The sequence below is a fragment of the Acholeplasma oculi genome (assembly GCF_900166985.1).
GTDB classification, from domain to species: Bacteria; Bacillota_I; Bacilli_A; order Acholeplasmatales; family Acholeplasmataceae; genus Acholeplasma; species Acholeplasma oculi.
In genome coordinates, this window is record NZ_FUZK01000006.1 from 1 (window position 1) to 24,991 (window position 24,991).

Consider the following 24,991-nt stretch of genomic DNA (forward strand, 5'->3'; position numbering starts at 1 on the left):
ATGGTATAATATATTAAATAAACCATTCAGTATAAAAGTTAAGGGGCGCTCTAATATGAAGAATTTCGATAACAATAACCATTCAGTATTCAAATTAAACTTTCACCTTATTTTGGTTATAAATTATCGAAGAGAAGTCCTTGATGAGAAGATATCGAATCGACTTAAAGAAATTTATATAAATATAGCAAAGACATATAACATCTCCTTACAAACTTGGAATCATGATGTGGACCATGTTCACATACTTTTTACGGCACACCCTAATAGTGAGATTTCAAAATTTATTAATGCCTATAAATCAGCATCTTCAAGGTTAATTAAAAAGGAATTTCCAAGTATTAAGAAATTTTTATGGAAAGAAGCTTTTTGGAGTAAAAGTTTTTTATTACTAACAACTGGTGGTGCACCTACTGAAGTTTTAAAACAGTACATTGAAACGCAGGGGGAAGACTGTGAAAAAAATGCATATAGCATATAAATTTAGGATATATCCAAACCCTGAACAACAAATCTTAATAACTAAAACACTAGGTGCTTGTCGTTTTATTTGGAATCAGATGTTATCAGATAAAATCGCTCACTATGAATCAACTAAAGAGATGTTATATAATACGCCAGCTCGTTATAAAGAGGCTTTTAGTTTCTTAAATGAAGTGGACTCATTGGCACTAGCTAATCGTCAACTTCATCTAGAACGTGCATTCAAGTCCTTCTTTTCAAAACAAACCAGTTTTCCTAACTTTCAAGCAAGAAAGAAAGATTATGGTTATACTACAAATATAGTGAATGGAAATATCAAAGTTTTAGATGGATTTATAAAATTACCTAAACTAGGCTTAGTTAAGTTAAAGAAACATCGACACATACCAGAAGACTATAAACTACGATCAGTGACGGTATCTAAAAGTAAAACAGGTAAATATTACATTTCAATCTTATTGGATTATGAAACAGTCATATCACCATGTGAAGTAAAAACTACTATAGGTCTTGATTTTGATATGACAAACTTTTATGTAGACAGTGAAGGTAATCGATATGCTTATCCGGAAAGTATCTTGTTGGACCAACAAAAACTTAGAAGGCTTCAGTCAAGCCTATCTAGAAGATACCAACCGAATAAGAAACAAAAAGATCAAAGTAAGAACTATTTTAAACAACAACATAAAGTAGCAATACTTCATGAGCGTATAACAAACAAACGTCTAGATTTTTTACATAAACTATCAGATTCGATAGCCAAGACATCAGATAGTGTAAGTATAGAAACGCTAGACCTTAAGCAGATGGCAACCAGTAACAAACATTACGCTAAACAGATTTCAAGATTTGGTTGGTATAAATTTATCACCTTACTTGAATACAAGTTAAACAGATTAGGTAAAACACTAGTTAAAATAGATAAGTGGTATCCATCGAGTAAAATGTGTAGTAGATGTGGTCACTTAAAAACAGAGTTAAAACTAAGTGAACGTATATATAGTTGTGAGCATTGTAGACAAAATATGGACCGAGACTATAATGCAGCAGTCAATATAAGAAATAAGGGTTTAGAACTACTTAAAGTTGAAAACTTAGCATAAGTTATTAGAACCGTAGGAACTACGGGGATAGCCTACTGAGACACTAAAGAATACTTTAGTTTGGGTAGGAAGCCCCCACTTCAACATAAAATGTTAAGTGGTGGGTAGTTCACAAACAATGTATCCAACCCAAACAATTGAGTTTAAAAACAGGAAACAAGTGAATCTTTACTTACTTCAATTAGGTATTCATGACTTCAAAGAAAAGTCATGAATACCTTTCTTTATATTTTGTGCATTATATGACATATATGACATGTTCAAATGAAACTAATGCATATACAATAGAGATAAAGAGAAAAGAATAGAGGTTCCAAATGGTTAATCAATCTAAAATTACAGAGTTTATTTTTCTAAAAATTGCATATTATGATCAATACTTTGATCTTCCAAAATCATTCATATCAAATCGCTTGCCAGATTTATATTATGTTTTTTTACATCGACTCCATACAGATAAAGAATCTATTGAACAAATTATACTCACTTTATCGGATGAATCATTTATATATATTACCAATAATCTGATGCATTATTATGATTCAACGAAAGATTATCTTTCATTGAATCGAATCAAGCGTTTAATTCATGTCAAGTTAGAAAGTCAGTTAGACTTAAAGCTAAAGAATATATCAGAAATTTTGTGTATTTCTCAGTTCATTGATTATGAGCATATAAGAATTGAAAAAAATCAATGGAAATTTCATGTGAAGGATTTACTGAATCTCACACATCTTAGAAAAGAGGATCATCTATTATTACATCTACTATTATCTGTTTGGCTACAAGATTTAAATTGGCCAGGTAGTAAAGAAGTTTTTGATTACTTACTTGAAGTGCCTACCAAATGTTATGTTCATTTTATCAGTGTATTTCTACAAGCATTAAAGGATTATGAAATACATGATATTGAATGGGTGTCTAATGTTGTTTTAAATATGAAACAAAGACCAGATATTATGATTACTCCAGAGGATATCGTCGATATTAATCAACATATAGAACAACGCTCAATGGATATCATTTATTTATTAGAAAGAATCATTCGATGATTCTTTTTTAATTTATAATTATTTTTTTCATTGAACTTCATCTATAATGAATATATATAAAGCGTTTTCAAAAGGGGGATTTATGCATAATACTTATTTATCCATTGGTGCTCATATAGGTGATGCAGAACTTACAACGGGGTTGGTGCTTGCAACCAAGAGTTTAGAAGGTGATAAAATTATTACACTGGCACTTACAGCAGGTGAAAGAGGTAATCCAAAACATATGACAGTGGATGACTATCGACTTCAAAAGATAAAAGAAGCAGATGATTTTGCTAAAATGCTTCAAGGTGAATCTATTGTTTTAAATTACAGAGATGGTGAATTACCAGATACTTTAGATGTCCGTCTTGAAGTTGCTCGTATGATTAGAAAATATAAGCCTACATTAATTTTTACACATTGGAAGCACTCGATGCATAAAGATCATCAGTTAACCTCTAAAATCGTTGAGGATGCTAGTTTCTTTGCTGGTATTGATATGGGAGATAAGCTTGAAGGAGAAAGACATTATGCTCCAGTTTATTTTGCTGAGAACTGGGAAGATAGTGAAGCATTTACACCTTATGTTTATATCGCTGGTAGTCATGAAGGGTATGATTTATGGAAACGTGCGATGCAAACACATTGGTTTATTATGAATAGCCCATCTTTTAGATATTATGACTATTATACACATCTAGCTGTTGTTAGAGGTTGTTATGCCAGAAAAGATTATGCCCAAGCTTTTAGTGTTCATGAGTATCAAAAGAAAATCATTTTATAAGGATAAAAATATGTTAATCATTTATGAAGATAAATATTTGGATGAAATCATCAATCTTTGGAATCAAAACGTTGAAAAAGACAGATTACTAAAACCTTGGACAAAGGATTATTTTAAACAAAAGTTTTTAAGTAATCCGCACTTTAACAAAGAATTATTTATGATGTATCAAGAAAACAATAAAATCATTGGTATAGGACATGCATCCTACAAATCACTTGATTCTATAGATCCTGGATTTATCTCATTTATTTTAGTGGATCAACAACATCAAAGACAAGGTATTGGTTCAAGTATTTTAAAAGCATTAGAAGATAAACTAAAAACATACGGTAAAACATTTGTCAGAAATCTCTTTTTAAGTCCTTTTAATATGGAGTGGTATATCGATGACCATTATCCTCATGATCACCCTGGTATGCCTGCTGTTGCACAAAACACAGACTATTATTTTTTATTAATGAATAATGGTTATAACATTGATGGGCAGCAACAAGATGTATATTATCAAGATATTCGAACTTATCAAATACCTGATAAAATAAAGAAAACAATCGAAGAGAATAAACAAATTGGTTTTAATATTACCTTGTATGACGAGTCTAAACATCATGGCTTCAAATCTTTATTTGAAGCATTAAATAATAAAACATGGCTTGAAGTCGTTGAAAACAATCTTTCTAAAAAAGATCCTTTGCCAATGTTGATTATTGAAAAAGAGGGTAAAATCTTAGGATGGACTGGCCCACTCATTACAGAAAAATCTAAAAGAGGTTATTTTGCAGGTATTGGTGTACATCCAGATGTTCAAGGACATGGTTTAGGAAAGGCACTTTTTAGTTCACTTATTGATTACTCTAGACAAAATGGTGCAGAGTTTATGAGTTTATTTACAGGACATTTAAATCCTGCTAGAAATATCTATTTAGGTGCAGGATTTAAAATTATCAAGAGTTTTTCTGTATTAAGAAAGAATTTATAAACGAATGTAAAGTGATTTTATCGAATCACTTTTTCATTTCTATAGAATTATTTTATGAAATTTAGAAAAAATTATGTATACGTATAACATAATGATCAACTCATTATATAAAACACACATATAGGGAATAAAATCAAGTATAATGTTGAATTGTACAAAGATATCTGAGGTTTAAAATGTATAAGATCATTGTTCAAATCATTATTTTAATCTTGTTTACATTATTAGGAGAATTAATCGCCTATATATTACCTTTCTCATTTCCTGGTAATTTAATTGGTTTAATCTTACTCTTTTTAGCATTACTAACAAAATTAATCAAGCCAGTATACATTAAAGAAACTTCTCAATTTTTACAAAAATATATGTCGTTTTTATTTGTACCACTATGTGTAGGTTTAATGGTATATTTTGATTTAATTCAAATGCATTGGTTAGAAATTTTACTTGTATTAATAATATCAACGACAGTGACATTCATATGTACAGCTTGGGTTGCAAATAGAGGTGCTAAATCATGATTCATATTCTATGGACAATACCCTTAACAATCTTTATTTATGGAATTATATTTATCCTACAAAAAAAGTTTAAACAAACATGGTTAAACCCATTACTAACAACCAGTTTGATACTCATCGCTTTCTTACTTCTGACAGGGATAAATTATGATACTTACAAAGAAGGCAGCCAACTCATCACGTTTTTTATAGGACCTGCAACCGTATCACTGGCATTACCTTTATATGAAAAAATGGATTTATTCAAAAAGCATTGGAAATTAATTCTTATAACAATTTTCATTGGAGTAGTTGTTCATGCAATCACGATAGGACTCATTGTAGTTATCATGAAATCTGATACAACAATGCTAGCAACATTCATTCCAAAGAGTGTAACCACTGCGATTGCTATTGATATATCAAGTTCTCTTGGAGGTATCAAATACTTAACTGTGACAATCGTTGTATTAACAGGTGTCTTTGGTGTATTGATTGCTCCGCCCATCTTTAAATTATTTAAAATTAATGACCCTATCGCTAGAGGATTATCCCTTGGTGCAAGTGCCCATGCAGTTGGTACATCTAAAGCCATAGAATACGGTTCAGTAGAAGCAAGTATGTCCACACTCGCACTTATTTTTACAGGATTAATGACCGTCTTACTTTCCCCAGTTATTTATAAAATCATAGAATTACTGATTACATAAAGAGTCTATAGTTAGACTCTTTTATTTTGCCATTTTATACGTGAATTATCATAATCTATCTATAAGATTAGATTAAATTTAATGAATATGATAAGATAGTAAGGGTTTGATTGGATTTAGGAGGATTATACATGTTAAACGTATCCAATGTGACATATCAAATTGGTAAAGAAATACTATTTGAAGATGTTAATATTAAATTTACAGAAGGTAATTGTTATGGTGTAATTGGTGCAAATGGTGCTGGTAAATCTACATTACTTAAAATATTATCAGGTGAACTATCAACAACAAGAGGAAATATATCATTTCCATCAAATAAGAGATTATCATTTTTAAAACAAGATCAATTTAAATTTGATGATTTTACGGTTATTGATACCGTCATTCAAGGTAATCAAAAATTATATAAAATCATGATGGAAAAAAATGCGATTTATGCAAAAGAAGACTTTACAGAAGCAGATGGAATTAGAGCAGGTGAACTTGAGTCTATTTTTGATGATATGAATGGTTGGAATGCTGAAAGTGATGCTGCAATTTTATTAACTGGTTTAGGTGTTGATGTAAGTCTTCATTATGAATTAATGAAGGATTTATCGGGTAATGATAAGGTTAAAGTATTACTTGCTCAAGCACTATTTGATAATCCAGATATATTATTACTGGATGAACCAACAAACCACTTAGACAGCAAGGCTGTCTTATGGTTAGAAAACTTTTTAATTGATTTTGAAAATACAGTTATTGTTGTATCCCATGACCGTTACTTTTTGAATAAGGTTTGTACACACATTGCAGACATCGACTATAAGCAAATTACTTTATATGCTGGAAACTATGATTTCTGGTATGAGAGTAGTCAATTGATGTTAAAACAAATGAAAGAGCAAAATAAAAAGTCCGAAGAAAAGATCAAAGAACTTCAAGACTTTATTTCTAGATTTAGTGCAAATGCTTCTAAGTCAAAACAAGCAACATCTAGAAAGAAAGCATTAGATAAAATTGAATTAACTGAAATTAAACCATCAACAAGAAGATATCCTTATGTGAACTTTAAACCAGAAAAAGCATTAGGAGATGATATTTTAAAAATTGAAAATCTATCTAAAACCATTGATGGAGAACTTGTATTAAATAATATATCCCTGACGATTGGTAAAGAAGATAAGGTTGCCTTCATTGGGTTAAACCAAAGGTCAGTTACTGTTTTATTCGAAATACTTGGAGGACATATGGAGCCTGATAGTGGAACTTTCAAATGGGGCGACACAGTAAGTCTTGGTTATTTTAAAAAGGATAACAATCAAGAATTTAAAAAACCAACCGTTATGGTTGACTGGTTAACGGATTATTCTAAGAATAAAGAAGTAACTTATGTCAGAGGATTTTTAGGTAGAATGCTATTTAGTGGTGAAGATGCATTAAAGAAAATTAATGTATTAAGTGGTGGAGAAAGAGTACGCTTACTTCTTTCAAGAATGATGATTGAAGGTAGAAATACACTGATCTTAGATGAACCAACAAACCACTTAGATATGGAATCTATAACCGCTTTAAATAAAGGTCTTCAAGAATTTGGTGGTGTTGTATTATTTACAACTACCGACCATCAATTAGTCTCTACAACAGCAAGTAAATTAATTGAGTTTACAGAAGATGGACGTATTAAAGAACTTGTAATGAGCTATGAAGATTATTTAGAAACAAGATAATTAATTCAAAAAATATTGAAATGGACTTAAATCGACAGATTTGAGTCCATTTTTTATTGTTGATGTAAATTCTTTATAAAATCTTTAGTACTTTTAAAATTTATAAAGTATAATTATATTAATATTACAAAAAGAAAGAGGATAAGAAATGGGCGGAACAATAGGCATTATTACTGGTGTTGTAGTTATACTTTTATTAATATTCTTTGCAGCATCTTACGTAAAGGTAAAACCAAACCAAGCATATATCATTACAGGACCTAGAAAATCTAGAGTCATCATAGGGAAAGGTACACTACGTATTCCGTTCTTAGAACGAATTGACGTGATTCCTTTATCATTAATTCAAACAGACATTAAAACAGATTCAGCAGTTCCTACAAATGAGTTTATTAATATATTTGTAGATGGGGTTGCAAATATTAGAATTAAAACTGATGAAGAATCTATTCGTCTTGCTGGACAAATTTTATTATCTCGAGACCTAGAAGGTATTCGTATAGTTACTAAAGAAGTATTAGAAGGTAATATGCGTGAAATTATTGGTCAAATGAAATTAAAAGAACTTGTTCAAAATAGAGATAAGTTTGCTGAACAAGTATATGCATCTGCAATGCAAGATATGGGTAGAATGGGATTAGAAATCATTAACATTACCATTCAAAATTTTAGTGATAAAAATGGAGTGATTGAAGACCTTGGGGTTGATAATGTAACTCAAATTAGAAAAGACGCAGCAATCGCTCGTGCAAATTCTGAAAAAGAAGTTCAAATTGCAAGTGCTCAAGCTAAAGAATTAGCAAACCAAGCTAGAATTCAAGCTGAATTAAAGATTGCTGAACAAAATACCGATCTTGAATTAAGACAAGCAAGTCTTAAACAAAAATCTGATACTCAAAAAGCTACTGCTGACGTAGCTTATGAAATTCAAAAAGCAAACGAAACTAAGAGTGTTAATATTGCTATTCAAGAAGCAGAGATTGCTAAACGTAGTAAAGAAATTGAATTAAAGACTAAAGAAATTGAAGTCGAAGAAAAACGTTTAGACGCTGTTGTTAAAAAAGATGCGGATGCGAAACGTTATGCTGCTGAACAAAAAGCACTTGCTGAACTTTACACACGTTCTAAAGAAGCAGAAGCAAAATATATTGAAGAATCTAAACAAGCAGAAGCTGTTAAAGTTCAAGCTGAAGCTAAACGTTTTGCTGAAGAACAAAGAGCTGCTGGTATTCAAGCAGTAGGATTTGCTGAAGCAGAAGCTATTGAGAAAAAGGCAGAAGCAATGAAACTATATGAAAGTGCTGCTGTACTTGAGTTAGTACTTAACTCAGACGTCTTACCTAAGATTGTTCGTGCTGCATCCGAACCATTATCTAAGGTTGATAAGATTACAATGTATGGTGAAGGTAACTCAACAAAACTTGTAGGTGATATCGTTAATAGTTCAACCCAAATTCTTTCATCTGTTAAAGAAGCAACTGGTATTGATTTAACAAGTTTACTTGCAGGTTATGCAACAGGTAAGTTAACTGAAAAAGATTCAAAAGATAAACCAGCTAAACCAGTTAAATAATATATAAAAGATAAAGCGCACATTTAAACTGTGCGCTTTATTTCATCTCTTGTTTTAGTAATTCAATTTTTAGAAGCGGATCTGATGAAAATCCACCAATCGTACCGTCACTTTTAATCACTCGGTGGCATGGAATAAAAATCATGATAGGATTTTTACCAACAGTATTACCAACAGCTCTAGATGCATTCAATCGTCCAATATGCATGGATATATCTTTATAGCTTTTAGTTTTACCATAAGGAATTTGGATAAGTGCATTCCAAACGCTTAACTCAAATGTACTTCCTTTAATATCCATTGGAGGTAACTTAAAGGATTCTTGTTTAAAATAGCTTTCTAACGCATCTACATAAGGTTTTAGTATTTGAGGATGATGTGTAAGGTTTGATAAATCTTCGTTTTCAAAGAGATAAAGATGAGTTAAACCTTTCATCGATGCTTTCAGTATAAAGGTCCAATGTTTATAGGTATAAAAATCATAAAACATAGTATCACCACTTTCTTTTGCAAATGATTTGCAAACTGTATTTTTCATGATATAATAATTTTGCAAATAATTCGCAAATAGGAGAACACCATGAAAAAACTTGCACAAGTATTATTTATTATTACAGTACTTATGATACTGACTGCATGCAGTAATCAAGAAACATATGATATTGTTGTAACAGATTATATCACATATGATATTGTCTCTAATATCGTAGGTGATGAAAAAACTATTTATATGATACAACCTTATCATATAGATTATCACAGTTTTGAACCAACCAGTCAAGATTTAGTCATTTTAAAAAATGCTTCTGTATTCATTTATGCCTCAATTAACTATTCACCTTGGCTCATTGATAGTGAAAATGTTTCAAAAATCTTAAAAAATGATGCAATCTCTATTGCACTGGATAGTATGATAGATCATGACCATGAAACACTGAGTGCAAAACTATTAGAAGATGATCACGATCATGACCACGATCATGGTGATTCACCGCATTTTTTATCCAATCCATTTATTGTTTCTGAAATCGTTGAAGGATTAGGAATTCATCTATCTGAAATATATGTTGATATTTCAGATACTTTGTTAGAAAACACACATCTTTATGCAGATGCAATTCTTGAAGAAGCTCAAAGTTTTCATGAATATTTAGAAGATAAAGTAGAGTATACATTGTACTATTTAGGACATAATGCACTACAAGGATTTAGTGAAGCATTTCATGTGAATGTAATTAGTTTAGATGAAAGTATTTCTCCAAACAGTGATCAAACCAGTCAAGAAGTTACAAACTTCATCAATCTACTCATTTCAAATGAAGTAAAATACGTATTTATGGAAGAAAACAAATCTATGGATACAGCTAATTTTATTCAATCCAGAATTGGTGGTTTAATCTTTTATGAGTTTCATAGTTTCCACACGATTTCAAAATCAGATTATGAACAAGGTGTTCGTTATCTGGATTTACTAATTAGAAATATATCATATGTGAAGGAGATGATTTCATATGAAGAAGGACTGTCTAATTGAATATAAAAACGTTTCACTTTCATATGGACAAACAGAAGCAGTTAAACACGCTTCTTTTGTCGTACATGAAGGAGATATCTTAAATATTATTGGACCTAATGGAAGTGGGAAAACAACACTGGTTAAAAGTTTAGTTGGTGAACTCAAACCATCTAAAGGTGAAATCTTAAAATCATGTAAAAGGTTAGGTTATGTACCACAAAAACTCATGATAAAAAGAAATTTCCCTTTAACTGTACAAGAGTTTATTTATACAGGTTTTTTGAAACAAGATCTATTTATTAAACCAAAAGATGCAGAGATTATTAAAGCTTGGATTATAAGGATGAAGCTAGATCCTAAAATATTAACAGAACCTATTCATACATTGTCAGGGGGTCAACTTCAAAGAGCTTATATTATTAGAACAATCATCTCAAAACCTGATGTATTAATACTGGATGAACCAACCTCAGCACTTGACCCTAGTTTTAGAGAGCAGTTCTATGAATTACTTAAAACGATAAAAGAAGAACTTCAAATGACAATTATTCATATCACACATGATTTAACAGACTTAGTATTAGAAAATAGTTTAGTCATGTATATTGACCAAGAGATTAAATTCTATGGTACATATATTGATTATCATCAGTTTGAACATGAGGGACATCACCATGGATAATTTCTTATTAACATTAGATGTATTAAAATATGGAATTTTAGTGGTTACTCTACTAGGCCTAACAGCAACCCTTCTGAGTCCATTTATTGTACTCAATGAACAATCTATGATTGCAGATGGACTGAGTCATGTGAGTTTTTCAAGTTTGGCAATCGGATTTTTATGGATGGATGAACCAATATATTTGGCAGTTCCGTTAGTCGTTATCTCATCAATTCTTATCAAATGGATGAGTCATTACACAAAAGCACATGCAGATAGTGCATTATCTATGGTATCTAGTTTTATGTTTGCAGTGGGTTTAATTGCGATTAAGTTTTCAAATCAATCGATTGATTTGGAAAGTTTAATCTCAGGTAATATTTGGTTTAGAACATCACTAGACTTATATATAACATTAGGTCTATTTATTGCAGTTGGGTTATTTATTTTGATCAATTATAGAAAGTTAATCAATTTAACATTTGATTATCAATATGCAAAATTTAGTGGTGTTAAAGTAAATGTATTAAGTTATACACTTGCAGCATTTACAGGCTTATTTGTCTTAATTGGTGTGAGAAGTATTGGTGTTTTACTTATTTCTAGTTTATTAATATTTCCTTTAGTTACAGCAAATATATTCTCAAAAAGATTTAGAGATTTATTCATTTATGGTACAATCTTTTCGATGACAGTCATTATCCTTGGAATATTTCTCGCACATATTCTAAACATTCCAGCAGGATCGTTTATTGTTATTCTTTATACACTTTTATATAGTGTCTTATTCGTTTTAAACAAAACCATTCTAAGGAGGAAGGTAACTTGATTAAACTTACCCTTAAAAGAAAACTGATATATGATATCTTAAGTAAATCATCTCAACCGATGAATGCAGAAGAAATTTATAAGTTACTCGAAGAAAAAATGAATCTATCCACGATTTATAGAACATTAGAGATATTTTTTAATGATGGATTGGTTGCTAAAAACCATTTAGATAATAAAGCATATTATTATTTAAATCATGAGTCACACCATCATTTTATGGTTTGTAAAGAGTGTAATCAAGCATTTGAATTTGATTGTCATTTAGAGGGTTTAATTGATGAGATTAAAGATAAATATGGATTTACCGTCATGCATCATGATTTAAACCTTTATGGACTCTGTAAAGACTGTCAAAATCAATAAGAAATATCATAATTTACTCTTTTTAAATTTTCTTCTTTACAAAAGAAATCATTTTTAATATAATCTTATTATGTATTTCATGTACAGTATATTTGACCAATAAATCGGTGGTTAAGTTTCTACCTTAGTTCCGCTATACTAAGACTACGTACATTCTCCTTCTTTACTTTGTAAAAATTCAATTGACCATCCTAAGGATGGTTTTTTTTTGCCTAAAATATATATTTTAATATCTGGATTCTCTTAAGTGTTATAATAACATCATGGAGGTATGACATGATATTAGATCCTTTTGTAATTAAGAATCATACATTTAAAAATAGAATCATGATGAGTCCAATGTGTATGTATCAAGTATATAAAAAAGATGGGGTTGCAACAAACTTTCATTATACACACTATACAGCACGTGCTTTAGGTGGCGTTGGTTATATTATGATAGAATCAACTGCTGTTTTACCTAATGGAAGAATTACCTATGAAGATTTAGGTTTATGGAGTGATTCGCAAATCGAACCACTCAAGAAAATTGTTGAAGGTGTGCATGCTTTGGGTGCTAAAATTGGTATTCAACTTTCACATGCAGGAAGAAAATCACGTACTGAGAATATTGTTTCATCAACCAATCAACCATTTAGTGAATCTTATTTAACACCAGGAAGATTATCACCAGAAGGAATTAAAGAGATTGTTAATGCATTTAAGGCATCTGCAAGAAGAGCAAGAGAGATTGGATTTGATAGTATTGAATTACACGGTGCTCATGGGTATTTAATCAATCAGTTTATGTCACCTTTGGTAAATGACAGAGACGATGAATATAAAGACGGATTAAAATTTTTAGAAGAAATCATTGATGCAGTTCGATCTGAAATGGATAAAGATCAATTGTTACAACTTAGAATTTCGGCATATGAGTATGATGAACTTGGGTTAACACCTTATGATTGGGCAGGCATACTCAATGTAATTAAGCATAAAATAGATATGGTAGATATTTCAAGTGGTGGTGTTATACCTAATATGGTCAATGACTATCCAGGCTATCAACTACCCTTTGCAAAAATAATTAAAGAAGAAACAGGTATTATTACGATTACAGGTGGTCAAATAGATAATTTAAATCTAGCAAATGAAGCATTAGAAAAAGAAGACTGTGACATGGTGTTTTTTGGAAGAAAGCTATTAATGGATCCATTCTTTATATATAAGTATGATGAATCTTTATTACCAACATCATACAAACGTGCATCAACACTCATCAAATCTAAAAGTTAAAGGGGGAAACTAAAGTGATTATAGGTGTGGTAAGGGAAATAAAGTCCAGTGAGGACAGAGTTGGGTTAACTCCAACAGCAGCAAAAGCTTATGTAAAAAAAGGGCACCAAGTTCTCGTAGAAAAAGGTGCTGGCTTAACATCGGGTTTTAAAGATTTAGCTTATGAAAAAGCAGGTGCTAAGTTAGTTGATGATGCTCTAACTGTTTGGAAGCAATCAGAAATGATTATTAAGGTTAAAGAACCTTTAGATTCTGAGTTTCGTTACTTTAGAAAAGGATTAATCCTTTACACGTATTTACATCTTGCAGCAAATGAAAAACTAACAAAAGCACTTGTTAAAAAACAAGTTACAGCAATTGCATATGAAACGATTAAAGATGAAACAGGTTTACCTTGTTTACGTCCTATGAGTGAAATTGCTGGTAAACTTTCTGTTTTAGAAGGTGCAAGATTTATGTATAAAAACTTTGGGGGTAATGGATTATTAATCTCTGGTGTTACAGGAGTTCCTGCAGCAAATGTATTAATCATTGGTGCAGGTGTATCGGGTAAGGCGGCATTATCCAATGCATATGGTCTAGGTGCTCATGTTACTGTAATGGATATTAGAGAAGAAGTATTAGCAAGTCTAAAAGAAAAATACCCACTTATAGAAACATATATTTCTAATGAAGAGAATTTGAAAAAAGCACTAAGTGAAAATGATTTAATTATATCAAGTGTTTTACTACCAGGAGCAAGAGCACCTAAATTGATTAAAAAAGCGTATTATCCACTGATGAAAAAAGGTTCAGTGATTGTGGATATTGCAATTGACCAAGGTGGGTCAACGGATGTATCAAAACCAACATATCATACAAATCCAACCTTTGTTTATAAAGGTATTACACATTATTGTGTTGCCAATATGCCAGGTATTGTACCAAGAACATCTACAATTGCACTTAATCTTGCAACATTACCATTTGGACTTGAAATTGCAAATCAAGGTGTTATAAAAGCACTAAAATCTAATCAAGCGCTAAAAAATGGTGTAAATACTTTTAAAGGCCATGTCACATTAAAAGAATTATCAGATACATTTGATATGCCTTATCAGATGCTAGAAAATTTATTATAAAAGGAATTATTCATGACAAGAAAAGAAATTGCAACAAGCTTTGTTATAGAAACAGCAACAAGTGATGTTTTAAAAGCATTCAAATTATATACAGACCCATCCTTTAAACATCATAATGTATATACTGAAGCAGAAACACCTAAACTAATTCAAGCAATGAAGGAAAGTAGATTACAATTTCCAGATAGAACAGTTACGATACTTCATGTTTTAGAAGATGGTGATTTCGTATCTGTAAGGTCTCATATTGTTATGAATCAAAACGTATTAGAAGTTATCGCTGTTCATACATTTAAGTTTAAAGATCAAAAAATAATTGAGATGTGGGACACGGTTCAAATCATACCTGAAGAAGTAGTCAATCTAAACGGATTTTAAAGATATAAAGAATCTAGATAAATTTTATTTAGGTTCTTTTTTTGTTGTAAAAATGTAAACGTAAACGATTGAGTACGTTAAATCCACGCAATAAATACGAAAATACGAAAACGATTAAGTGAAAAAAATAAGGTTAATGCCTTAATAAAGCCAAATGCATTTGTGAAGCGAAAAAAGCGCTTTCATTTTCGTTTAAAAATCGGTTGAAATTAAAAATCATGAGTGATAGAATATAGTTGCGCAAACGTTTAAGTAAAAAATAAGAACGGAAAAATAATCATATGGTTAAGTTAAAAGATATTGCTGAAGTTGTCGGTGTGAGTGTCGCAACGGTCAGTAAGGCACTCAGTAGAAGTCATGAAATTAGTATTGAAATGACTGAACGAATTCATAAGATTGCAAACGAAATGGGATATATTGCTAACTCACAAGCAAGGAGTCTCAAGACCAATCGATCTTATAATGTGGGAGTTGTTTATGTAGATAACTCCAGAGCAGGGTTAAAGCATGAGTATTTTTCAACGATGCTTGGTAGTATCCAGGAAAACCTAAGAATGAAAGGATATGACTTTACGTTTATATCTAATGTTGTTGGACAAACCAAACATACACTTTTATCTCATGCAAGATATCGTCGATGTGATGGTGTCATTATTGTTACGGCGGATTTTGAAGATAAAGAAGTTTTAGAACTTATTGAATCAGATATGTCGGTTGTAACTATTGATCATATCTTTGATAATAGAACGGCTATTATGTCAGATAATAGTGTAGGATTGGGTAGAATTGTTGACTATATTTATAAACAAGGACATCGAAAAATAGCATTTATACATGGTGAGTTAACGACTGTTACAAAAGAAAGACTTCAATCATTTCATCAGGCACTACAAAAACTTAATTTAGAAGTCAAACCAGATTATATTAAACAAGGTTATTATCATTTACCGAAACATAGTGGTTTAGCAACAAGAGATCTCCTAAATCTTGATGATCGACCAACATGTATCATTTATCCAGACGATTATTCATTCATGGGGGGCATGAGTGAAATCGAAAAACATGGTCTTAAAATTCCAGAAGATATTTCTGTAGTAGGGTATGATGGCATTTACTTATCACGTATTTTAAGACCCATATTAACAACCTATATTCAAGATAGTGATGAAATAGGTAAACAAGCTGCTCTCAAACTCATTGAACAAATTGAACATCCAAAAGATTATAAAGTGGAAGTTGTAACGGTCAATGGGAAACTTCAACAGGGTTCAACAGTTAAAAAACTGGACTAAACAAAAACTTTTAAAAAGGAAAAGGGGAAAAACAATGTTTAGAAAGATTTTCGTAGGATTACTTGTTATGTTATTTGCATTCACATTAGTGGCATGTAATGACACAACAGGTGGTGTAGGTTTAGAAAGTGAAGGCGATACGCTTGTTATTCGTGTATGGAATGATGAGTTTATTGGACGTTTTAGAGATTATTATCCAGGTTATGTAAAAACTAACCAAGACGGTACTGATGTATTAGATGATGGTACAGTTGTTAAATGGATTAAAGTTGCAAATGATAATAATGCATACCAAATCGCATTAGATACAGCACTTGCAAATCAATCTAGTGCAGCAGCAAACGATAAAATTGATATGTTCTTAATTGAAGCAGACTATGCAACCAAGTATGCAAATGATTTATATGCAATGGATGTTGTTAATGAGCTTAAAATTAAAGAATCTGCTTTAGCTGATCAATATCAATATACTAAAGATATCGTTACAGATAAAGATGGTGTATTAAGAGCTGTTTCATGGCAAGCAACTCCAGGGCTATTTGCATATCGTGCAGATTTAGCAAGAGAAGTATTAGGAACAGATGATCCAGTACAAGTACAATCCATGATCAATACTTGGGCTAAGTTTGACGGAGTTGCTGCTCAAATGAAAGCTAAGACTTATAAGATGTTATCTGGTTATGATGATGCATTTAGAGCATTCTCTAATAGTATTAGTCAAAAATGGGTTGATGCAAATAATAATGTTGTATTTGACCAACAAATTCTAAACTGGATTAAACAAACTAAAGCTTATTCTACAGCTGGTTATAACAATGGTAATGGTTTATGGAGTGATGGATGGCAAAGTGACCAAGGTATTAATGGAGATGTCTTCGGATTCTTCTATTCAACTTGGGGAATTAACTTTACATTACTTGGTAACTCATTAAGCGATCCAGATGCACCTAAAGCACCAGGTAATGGTTTATTTGGTGAATACCGTGTCGTTCAAGGTCCTGCAAGTTATTATTGGGGTGGTACTTGGATTGTTGGTGCTAAAGGTACAGATAATCCATCATTAGTAAGAGATATTATGTTAAAACTTACTGCAAACCCACATATCGCTGAACAAATTACTAGAGACACAGAAGATTATACAAATAATAAAACAGCAATGACTAAGATTGCAAACGATGAAACATACGGATCTGCATTCTTAGGTGGTCAAAACCATATCGCATTATTTACAAGTGCTGCTCAAAATATTGATATGAGTAATGCATCTCCTTATGATCAAGGTTTAAATGAAGGTATTCAAACAGCAATGAAAGATTACTTCGCAGGTACATCAACATTTGCAGAAGCATACACTCGTTTCAAAGAAATCATTAGTGAGAAATATCCAGAATTAGTATTACCAGCAACACTTCAAGAACCAGCATAATAAAAATAAATTAAAGTCATGATGAGGGGCATTCCTCCCCTCATCATGTTCTAATGTAAATGAGGTATATATGGCTAAACGTGTAAAGAGGATTAATTATAATAAATGGGGATATTATTTTGTAGCACCCTTTATCATTGTCTATATACTTTTTTCTTTAATTCCATTATTATCAACGTTCTACTATAGTTTCTTTGAGTATTATTATGCCCAAGGCGGATTTATTAAAGTAGGACCTAATTTTAATGGTATTGAAAACTATATCAAGTTATTTAGTCAAGGATTGTTCTTTAAATATTTAGGAAATACCCTTATTCTATGGATCATGGGCTTTATTCCACAAATTATTATTTCACTCTTACTTGCATTATGGTTTACAAGCTTTAGATTAAAGATAAAAGGTAAGGCATTTTTTAAAACTGTGATGTACATGCCAAACTTAGTGATGGCAGCAGCATTTTCTATGTTGTTTGTACAATTATTTTCAAATACAGGTGGACTTACAACACTCTTAATGGATATGAACATCTTACCAGAATCATTTAGTTTTGTAGATGAAGTGTGGCCAACAAGAGCATTAATAGCTGCAATGAATTTCATCATGTGGTTTGGAAATACAACAATATTGTTAATGGCAGGTATCATGGGTATTGATGATTCATTAATTGAATCAGCAAGTGTTGATGGTGCCAATAGTTTCCAAGTATTTTATAAGATTATTCTTCCACTACTTAAACCAATCTTACTATTTGTTTTAGTAACATCTCTAGTGGGTGGCGTTCAAATGTTTGACATACCATTTGTCTTTACAAGAGGAACAGGTGGACCACAAGGTTCTAGTCAAACCATTATGATGTATATCAGTGGACTCTTAAGAACAAGTAAACAGTATGACATGGCAGGTACAGCATCTGTTGTATTATTCTTAATTACGTCTGTCATCAGTTTGTCATTCTTTGCAGTTATGAATCGAGAAGAAATAGTGGAGTTCCGTGAACAAAGAAGACTTGCAAAGGAGCATAAAAAATGACACATACAAAATCAATTAAGAAAACAAGTTTTTCTGACATGCTACCTTTATACTTGATGAGATTCTTTGTATATTTTACATTGCTCGTATTCTCACTTATGATCATTTTTATATTCTATATTTTATTTGTGAATGCAAGTCGTGCACATATTGATATTTCTAAGGGGTTTGCATTATTTCCAGGAACGTTTTTCTTTAAGAATTTAGATAAACTTTTAGGACAAGAAAACTTATTTGTATTAGAAGGTATTCAAAATAGTTTATTCATTGCATTACTATCGGCTATCCTTACCACATACTTTAGTGCCTTAACAGCATATAGTATTCATCTTTATAAGTTTAAAGGTAGAGGATTTATCTATTTATTTATACTTGCTGTCATGATGGTTCCTTCTCAAATCGCAGGTATTGGGTTAGTTACCATTCTATATGGCATTGGCTTTATTAATAACTACTGGGTCATCATTATTCCAGCAATCGCATCCCCTGCAACCTTCTTTTTCATGAAACAATACTTAGATTCCGTATTGCCTTATGAAATCATAGAAGCTGCCAGAGTGGATGGGTCGAGTGAGTTTAGAACATTTAATCAAATTGTATTACCGATTTTAAAACCAGCTTTATCTGTACAATTTATATTTTCATTTGTAGCAAGCTGGAATAATTTATTCATACCATCTTTAATCATACAAGATGGGCCTAAAAAAACATTACCGATTATTATTGCTCAATTAGGTGTATCTGATCCACAAAACTTTGACCAGGGCATACGTTTTATGTTAATGTTTATCGCAATCATACCAACAATTATAATATATCTCATCTTCTCTAAGTACATTATTAAAGGTGTAACTGCAGGTAGTGTGAAGGGATAAGAAAGAAGACAACATGAAATATGGATATTTTGATGATTTAAATAAAGAATATGTAATTAATACACCTTATACACCTTATCCTTGGATTAATTATTTAGGTACTGAAGACTACTTTCAAATGATATCCAATACATCTGGAGGCTATAGCTTCTTTAAAGATGCTAGAGCGAGACGTATTACTAGATATCGTTATAATAATATTCCAATTGATAATGAGGGTAGATTTTTCTATATCAAAGAAGGTAACACAGTTTTTAATATTGGTGTAAAACCTACCTTAACAGAAGTTGATCATTATGAAGTTAGACATGGTATGGGTTATACAAAATTCCACACCGAAAAAAACGGGTTAGTAGCTAAACAATTATCTTTTGTTCCTAGAGGGTTTCAAGGTGAAGTTCACTATATTGAACTCGAAAACAAAACCCAAGAAACTAAGAAAATAAAACTATTTTCTTATGTAGAATGGGCACTTTGGGATGCGCTGGATGACCAAACCAATTTCCAAAGAAATTATTCAATTGGTGAAGTGGAAGTAGTAGGTTCTACCATATACCATAAAACAGAATATAGAGAACGTAGAAATCATTATGCATTCTTTCATGTCAACCGAGAGATACAAGGATTTGACACGGACAGAGAATCTTTTATTGGATTACATCGTAGTGTAAAAGAACCGATTGTTATAGAAGAAGGAATGCCTAAAAATAGTGTTGCAGATGGATGGGCTTTAATCGGTTCACACTATATTGAAATTGAGCTTAAACCTTTAGAAAAAACAGACCTTATATTTATGCTAGGTTATGTTGAAAACTCTAAAGATGAAAAGTTTTATTCACATAAAGTTATCAATAAAGATAAAGCACTACATATGATGAAACAATTTATGAATAAGGCTGATGTTGATCAAGCATTACTTGAGTTAAAGCATTATTTTGAACGTATGTTATCCAATTATCAAGTAGAATCTAAAGATGAGAAACTAAACCGAATGGTTAACATTTGGAATCAGTACCAAACCATTACAACCTTTAATTTAAGCCGTAGTGCATCCTATTTTGAATCAGGTGTTGGTAGAGGTATGGGTTTTAGAGATTCTAATCAAGATTTACTTGGTTATATGCATATGGATTTAGTTAAAACAAGAGAAAGAATTCTAGATTTAGCATCCACATTACTCTTTGATGGTGGTGCATATCATCAGTATTCACCATTAACTAAAAAAGGGAATAAGGATTTAGGTAGTGGATTTAATGATGATCCAAACTGGATGATTCTATCAACCATTAACTATATTAAAGAATCAGGTGATTATAGTATTTTGGATGAAGTTATATCCTATGAATCTAATCCGAACTTAAAAGGTTCTTTAAAAGAACATTTAGAAAAAGCATTTTATAAGGTAGCACTTAATCTTGGACCACATGGTCTACCTTTAATTGGTCGTGCAGACTGGAATGACTGTTTAAATTTAAACTGTTTTTCAGATGAACCAGGCGAATCTTTCCAAACTGTTCAAAATAAAGGTGATGGAAAAACCGCTGAAAGTATATTTATTGCAGGACTCTTTGTCTATGTTGGTAAAAAATATGTGGAATTATTAGAACGAATTGGTGAAGGTCAAGCTGCCTTAAAAGCGCTTGGTCACGTCGTTGATATGATTGGTTCAGTCGAAAGTCATGGTTTAGATGAAAACTGGTTTTTAAGAGCTTATGATGCATATGGCGATAAAATTGGTTCTAATGAAAACACTGAAGGTAAAATTTTTATTGAGCCACAAGGAATGTGCGTGATGGCAGGTATTGGTGCTGAAAATGGTTTTGCAAGAAAGGCATTAGATTCTGCAAAAGAACTCCTTGATACAAAGTATGGCATGGTTTTAAATTATCCAGCATATTCTAAATATCATCTTACACTAGGAGAAATATCTAGTTACCCTGAAGGGTATAAAGAAAATGGTGGTATATTCTGTCATAATAATCCTTGGGTTGCATGTGCTGAGGCCGTACTTAAAAATGGTAACCGTGCATTTGAAATCTATCGTAAAATTAGTCCTGCTTATATTGAAGATATTTCAGAAATTCATCGTACAGAACCTTATGTATATAGTCAAATGATTGCAGGAAAAGAAGCAGGGCGACATGGAGAGGCTAAAAACTCTTGGTTAACAGGAACCTCTGCATGGAACTTTGTTGCAGTAAGTCAGTATATTTTAGGTCTTCATCCTGAGTTTGATGGTTTACGTGTAGAACCTGTCTTACCTGATCATTTAACCGATTTAAAACTAACTAGAAAATTTAGAGGTAATACATATCATATTACCGTATCAAAATCAGACCTTAAAGGTATGCGTGTCGATGGTGTTAGAATTGATGGAAACACTATTCCATACCAACCATCCAATAAAGTTGTTCAAGTTAAGTTATATATTTAATTAATAATAAAAAAATGTCTATTCTATGAGCTCATTAAGCTTTCGGATAGACATTTTTATTTATGATAATAGATTTTCTTTTTGGTGATTTTCAAGTGAAACATAAAGTATTAGAAGTGGAATCATATGCATTGGAGCATAATACGTATTATCCACAAGTCCATGAACATGTGTTATGACTAACATGGAAATCACGATAAAGGATTCTAAACTCCATTTTTTAATGAATAGTCGAACGAGTTCAACATGATGGTAAATCAATGCGAGTAATCCAAATATACCCATTGTTGCAAGTGTATGTAAGATGGTATTATGGTAACTTCTAAAACTATGTATTTCCCATGTATCGCTATACCAACTCTTACCAAATATTGGATATTCTAAGAAGTATTTAATTGCATCACCCCAGTCTTCTTCACGACCATTTAGGAATGTTGAATTTTCCATGAATTTAGCCATAAATTGAACACCAAAGATGAGTACTGGAATGAGTATGATAGAAAGTGTAATGACAGAACCTAATATGAGTTTTTTATATTTTTTATAGTCTAATTTTACAAACTTGATGAAACCTATCATAAAGAGTATAAAGAATGCTAACACCCCTAAATATGCACCACGACTGGTTGTAAGAAATATCGTGATACCCGTTAGAAATAAGGTGAAAAGATGAAGTATGATTGATTTGATGTTCTTGGATTTAAAGAGTTCATACATTTGAATAGGTAGTAGATAAGCAAGTACACCACCGATATTGTTTCCAAGACCCCAACCAACGTTTAATCTTATAAAGAAGCCATCCTTGATATAACCCCATCGTTCTTCAATACCTAATTTAATTAGATCTGTAAACGAACCTAAATGTGCATTATCTATGAAATAAAATGTGATCATAACAAATGTTTGAAGAATAATAATAAACGTTAGATAGTAGAAGACTTTAAAGATATATTGAATATTTGTATGACTGGATGTATTCTTGAAAAATGCATAAATCAGAAAATATATTAAACCCATTAAAGATATAAAAATAACTGAAAATTCAAATGGTTTTTGATCTAGGAAATATCCACTTAAGGAAAGTAAGTAGGCTAGGGATACTATAAGTAATCCAATGCCAAGTGCACCTAATTTAAACTTTACTTTAAAGTGAACCATATGGTAGATAAAGGATGCTATGACAACTACCAAAACGATATAGAAAATCCATAACTCATTTAAAGTTGTCATACCCATATTTTGGTTACTTAACATGATGATACTCATAATGAGTGGAGGAAATGTATAAATGGTTTCTTTAAATAAAACTAAGGACAATGAGATGATCAGTGCAAACACACTAATGCCAATAATCTCTAAAATATCAAAGGATGGTTTAGGACCTATGGAGTCAATATTGATAAACCATAATAAAAATGTCACAATAGATATAGATAAGAGATACTTATTACTTTTAAAGAATTGTTCTAATTTATGAATCATACGGATTGAACCTCTCTCTCATTAGGTTTATTTATTGGAATATTTTCAATCACTGCAAATGCAATATAAGTTATGATTGAGAAATGTACCATGTACTGAGTGTTATCCAATAAACCATGAAACTGTGATATCAAATAAGTGATGAAGAATGCAGAAACTGCTTTATAGACTAAATGTGTTTTAAATAACTGATATACTTTGATGAAATGATAAATTAAAACGATTATACCAAAGATACCACCTGTTGCCAGTACATGGAAGAATGTGGAGTGATAGACCGTTATTCTATTTTCATCAGGTGATAAAATAAATAAATCATTATACCATCCACTTCCAATGAGTGGATTTTTTAAAAATATATTCCAAGCAGATTTTTCATGTGTAATCCATAAAGAGATTCGACCTGTTAACATGGTATCTGGTTCATCAAAATTGATGGTGTTAAAGAATGAATCCATCACTTGAGTGACCAGGGGTTCAAAAATCACTAAGATTAAGACAACCAATAAGAATGAAATTAATAGGTTAATCATTTGACGTTTATCGCGTTTAAAGAATGCATAAATGACACATGCAAGTGCTGATAATGTAATTGTAACCATTGAACCACGTGCATTGGAAATATAGATCCAAAATGCGATAAATCCTAAATATAACCAAGGAAATATTGATTTAGGATACTTATGTAAATAATAGATGACAATACATGAGAAGAGTACTAAATGGATGGTTAAATCATTAATATTACCCCATCCAGGAAAACTTTCTTTACCCCTAGGAAAGATTTCAATAAAATCTTTAATAAGGTCTGTACCTTCCCATAAAGTAAATCCATGAACCCACATGGAAACCATTTGAAATGTTAACATTAAACCTGTGATTGCAAACACACGCATTAAATAATGTAATTGATTGCCTTCGATGGTGTTTGCATAATATAAGAAGATAAATAAATAGAAGAACCCTAATATGCCTAACATACTACCTACAAGTGAAAAGGGTTTAAAGAGTTCTGGTAGGATAAAACTAATGGCTGCTAAAACTAAAGATAATCCAATCGTTTTAAGCTTGATTTTGACTTTATATTTGATCAAGTGAATCACAATACCAATGAGTACTAATAAAACGTTTAAAAATCCAACTACGGATGCATCAAATGAACCAAGACCCATATCTACAACACCTATACAAAAAACAAACCCAAATAAAATAGGTATTGTATAGACTGTATTCTTATAAAAGATGCTGATGAGTAAAAAAGGAATGGTTAATAAGAATAGTGAATAAAATGTAACATTCAATATGTCATCTGCTCCAATAAAGTATCTATATGTCCATATCATAAATGAAATAGATAGTATAAGAATTGGGTAAATATGACCCTTTAATATATTTTCAATAGTAACTCTCAATA

Annotated in this window: 24 protein-coding genes; 21 read left to right on the top strand and 3 right to left on the bottom strand. The window is 31.2% G+C overall.

All coding sequences use genetic code 11. The features are described 5' to 3' along the window. Positions 1-55 precede the first annotated feature (55 nt). The 9 genes from tnpA (at position 56) to B5X49_RS07470 (ending at position 8,887) form a co-directional block, all read left to right on the top strand. Positions 56-481 (top strand): IS200/IS605 family transposase, encoded by a 426-nt coding sequence (tnpA, locus tag B5X49_RS07430; RefSeq protein ID WP_045748692.1) that lies wholly within the window; start codon positions 56-58, stop codon positions 479-481. Further along, positions 465-1,586 carry an RNA-guided endonuclease TnpB family protein gene (locus B5X49_RS07435; protein ID WP_045749946.1) on the top strand — a complete coding sequence of 374 codons (1,122 nt, stop codon included), beginning with the start codon at positions 465-467 and terminating at the stop codon, positions 1,584-1,586. Before tnpA ends, B5X49_RS07435 begins: the two co-directional genes overlap by 17 nt. A 317-nt stretch (positions 1,587-1,903) precedes the next feature. Beyond that, on the top strand, positions 1,904-2,638 hold the full coding sequence (locus B5X49_RS07440; RefSeq protein ID WP_045748993.1) for a hypothetical protein: 735 nt from the start codon (positions 1,904-1,906) through the stop codon (positions 2,636-2,638). Between the two features lie 82 nt (positions 2,639-2,720). After that, on the top strand, positions 2,721-3,407 hold the full coding sequence (locus B5X49_RS07445) for a PIG-L deacetylase family protein (protein WP_045748994.1): 687 nt from the start codon (positions 2,721-2,723) through the stop codon (positions 3,405-3,407). After that, on the top strand, positions 3,343-4,389 hold the full coding sequence (locus B5X49_RS07450; RefSeq protein WP_045748995.1) for a GNAT family N-acetyltransferase: 1,047 nt from the start codon (positions 3,343-3,345) through the stop codon (positions 4,387-4,389). The genes B5X49_RS07445 and B5X49_RS07450 overlap by 65 nt, the downstream gene beginning before the upstream one ends. Positions 4,390-4,565: 176 nt before the next feature. Next, positions 4,566-4,910 carry a CidA/LrgA family protein gene (locus B5X49_RS07455; protein ID WP_045748996.1) on the top strand — a complete coding sequence of 115 codons (345 nt, stop codon included), beginning with the start codon at positions 4,566-4,568 and terminating at the stop codon, positions 4,908-4,910. Next, positions 4,907-5,599, top strand: coding sequence for an LrgB family protein (locus B5X49_RS07460; RefSeq protein ID WP_045748997.1), 693 nt, complete (start codon positions 4,907-4,909; stop codon positions 5,597-5,599). The genes B5X49_RS07455 and B5X49_RS07460 overlap by 4 nt, the downstream gene beginning before the upstream one ends. Before the next feature lie 131 nt (positions 5,600-5,730). Continuing rightward, on the top strand, positions 5,731-7,314 hold the full coding sequence (locus tag B5X49_RS07465) for an ABC-F family ATP-binding cassette domain-containing protein (protein ID WP_045748998.1): 1,584 nt from the start codon (positions 5,731-5,733) through the stop codon (positions 7,312-7,314). Between the two features lie 148 nt (positions 7,315-7,462). Further along, entirely contained in the window at positions 7,463-8,887 is a 1,425-nt protein-coding gene (locus B5X49_RS07470; protein WP_045748999.1) for a flotillin family protein, read from the top strand. Between the two features lie 37 nt (positions 8,888-8,924). Here B5X49_RS07470 and B5X49_RS07475 read toward each other — a convergent pair whose 3' ends face one another. Then, on the bottom strand, positions 8,925-9,425 hold the full coding sequence (locus tag B5X49_RS07475) for a methylated-DNA--[protein]-cysteine S-methyltransferase (RefSeq protein WP_143228551.1): 501 nt from the start codon (positions 9,423-9,425) through the stop codon (positions 8,925-8,927). 42 nt (positions 9,426-9,467) lie between these two features. Here B5X49_RS07475 and B5X49_RS07480 point away from each other — a divergent pair, with 42 nt between their 5' ends. From B5X49_RS07480 to B5X49_RS07535, 12 genes are all read left to right on the top strand, one after another. Beyond that, positions 9,468-10,421, top strand: coding sequence for a metal ABC transporter substrate-binding protein (locus tag B5X49_RS07480; protein WP_045749000.1), 954 nt, complete (start codon positions 9,468-9,470; stop codon positions 10,419-10,421). Further along, complete coding sequence (locus tag B5X49_RS07485) at positions 10,399-11,085, top strand: metal ABC transporter ATP-binding protein (protein ID WP_045749001.1); 687 nt, start codon at positions 10,399-10,401, stop codon at positions 11,083-11,085. The genes B5X49_RS07480 and B5X49_RS07485 overlap by 23 nt, the downstream gene beginning before the upstream one ends. After that, positions 11,078-11,896, top strand: a complete 819-nt coding sequence (locus tag B5X49_RS07490) for a metal ABC transporter permease (protein WP_045749002.1) — start codon at positions 11,078-11,080, stop codon at positions 11,894-11,896. The genes B5X49_RS07485 and B5X49_RS07490 overlap by 8 nt, the downstream gene beginning before the upstream one ends. Further along, entirely contained in the window at positions 11,893-12,261 is a 369-nt protein-coding gene (locus B5X49_RS07495) for a Fur family transcriptional regulator (RefSeq protein ID WP_159444504.1), read from the top strand. Before B5X49_RS07490 ends, B5X49_RS07495 begins: the two co-directional genes overlap by 4 nt. 276 nt (positions 12,262-12,537) lie before the next feature. Continuing rightward, entirely contained in the window at positions 12,538-13,539 is a 1,002-nt protein-coding gene (locus tag B5X49_RS07500; protein ID WP_045749004.1) for an oxidoreductase, read from the top strand. Positions 13,540-13,553: 14 nt separating this feature from the next. Beyond that, a complete protein-coding gene (gene ald, locus B5X49_RS07505) occupies positions 13,554-14,660 on the top strand; it encodes an alanine dehydrogenase (protein ID WP_045749005.1) in 1,107 nt (368 codons plus the stop codon). A 12-nt stretch (positions 14,661-14,672) separates the two neighbouring features. Next, entirely contained in the window at positions 14,673-15,038 is a 366-nt protein-coding gene (locus B5X49_RS07510; protein ID WP_045749006.1) for a nuclear transport factor 2 family protein, read from the top strand. A 281-nt stretch (positions 15,039-15,319) separates the two neighbouring features. Then, positions 15,320-16,330, top strand: a complete 1,011-nt coding sequence (locus B5X49_RS07515) for a LacI family DNA-binding transcriptional regulator (protein ID WP_045749007.1) — start codon at positions 15,320-15,322, stop codon at positions 16,328-16,330. A gap of 34 nt (positions 16,331-16,364) precedes the next feature. Next, complete coding sequence (locus tag B5X49_RS07520; protein ID WP_052669915.1) at positions 16,365-17,756, top strand: ABC transporter substrate-binding protein; 1,392 nt, start codon at positions 16,365-16,367, stop codon at positions 17,754-17,756. A gap of 70 nt (positions 17,757-17,826) precedes the next feature. Then, positions 17,827-18,786: a carbohydrate ABC transporter permease gene (locus B5X49_RS07525; protein WP_045749008.1), complete on the top strand. Its 960-nt coding sequence runs from the start codon at positions 17,827-17,829 to the stop codon at positions 18,784-18,786. Continuing rightward, the gene (locus B5X49_RS07530; protein ID WP_045749009.1) at positions 18,783-19,661 is read left to right on the top strand and encodes a carbohydrate ABC transporter permease; all 879 of its coding nucleotides are present in this window, start codon (positions 18,783-18,785) and stop codon (positions 19,659-19,661) included. Before B5X49_RS07525 ends, B5X49_RS07530 begins: the two co-directional genes overlap by 4 nt. Positions 19,662-19,674: 13 nt before the next feature. Next, complete coding sequence (locus tag B5X49_RS07535) at positions 19,675-22,095, top strand: glycoside hydrolase family 94 protein (RefSeq protein ID WP_045749010.1); 2,421 nt, start codon at positions 19,675-19,677, stop codon at positions 22,093-22,095. 60 nt (positions 22,096-22,155) lie between these two features. Here the strand turns inward: B5X49_RS07535 and B5X49_RS07540 are convergent, their stop codons facing one another. Both B5X49_RS07540 and B5X49_RS07545 read right to left on the bottom strand, forming a co-directional pair. Next, the gene (locus B5X49_RS07540; protein WP_045749011.1) at positions 22,156-23,577 is read right to left on the bottom strand and encodes an O-antigen ligase family protein; all 1,422 of its coding nucleotides are present in this window, start codon (positions 23,575-23,577) and stop codon (positions 22,156-22,158) included. After that, positions 23,574-24,920, bottom strand: coding sequence for an O-antigen ligase family protein (locus B5X49_RS07545; protein ID WP_159444505.1), 1,347 nt, complete (start codon positions 24,918-24,920; stop codon positions 23,574-23,576). Before B5X49_RS07545 ends, B5X49_RS07540 begins: the two co-directional genes overlap by 4 nt. Positions 24,921-24,991: the final 71 nt, after the last annotated feature.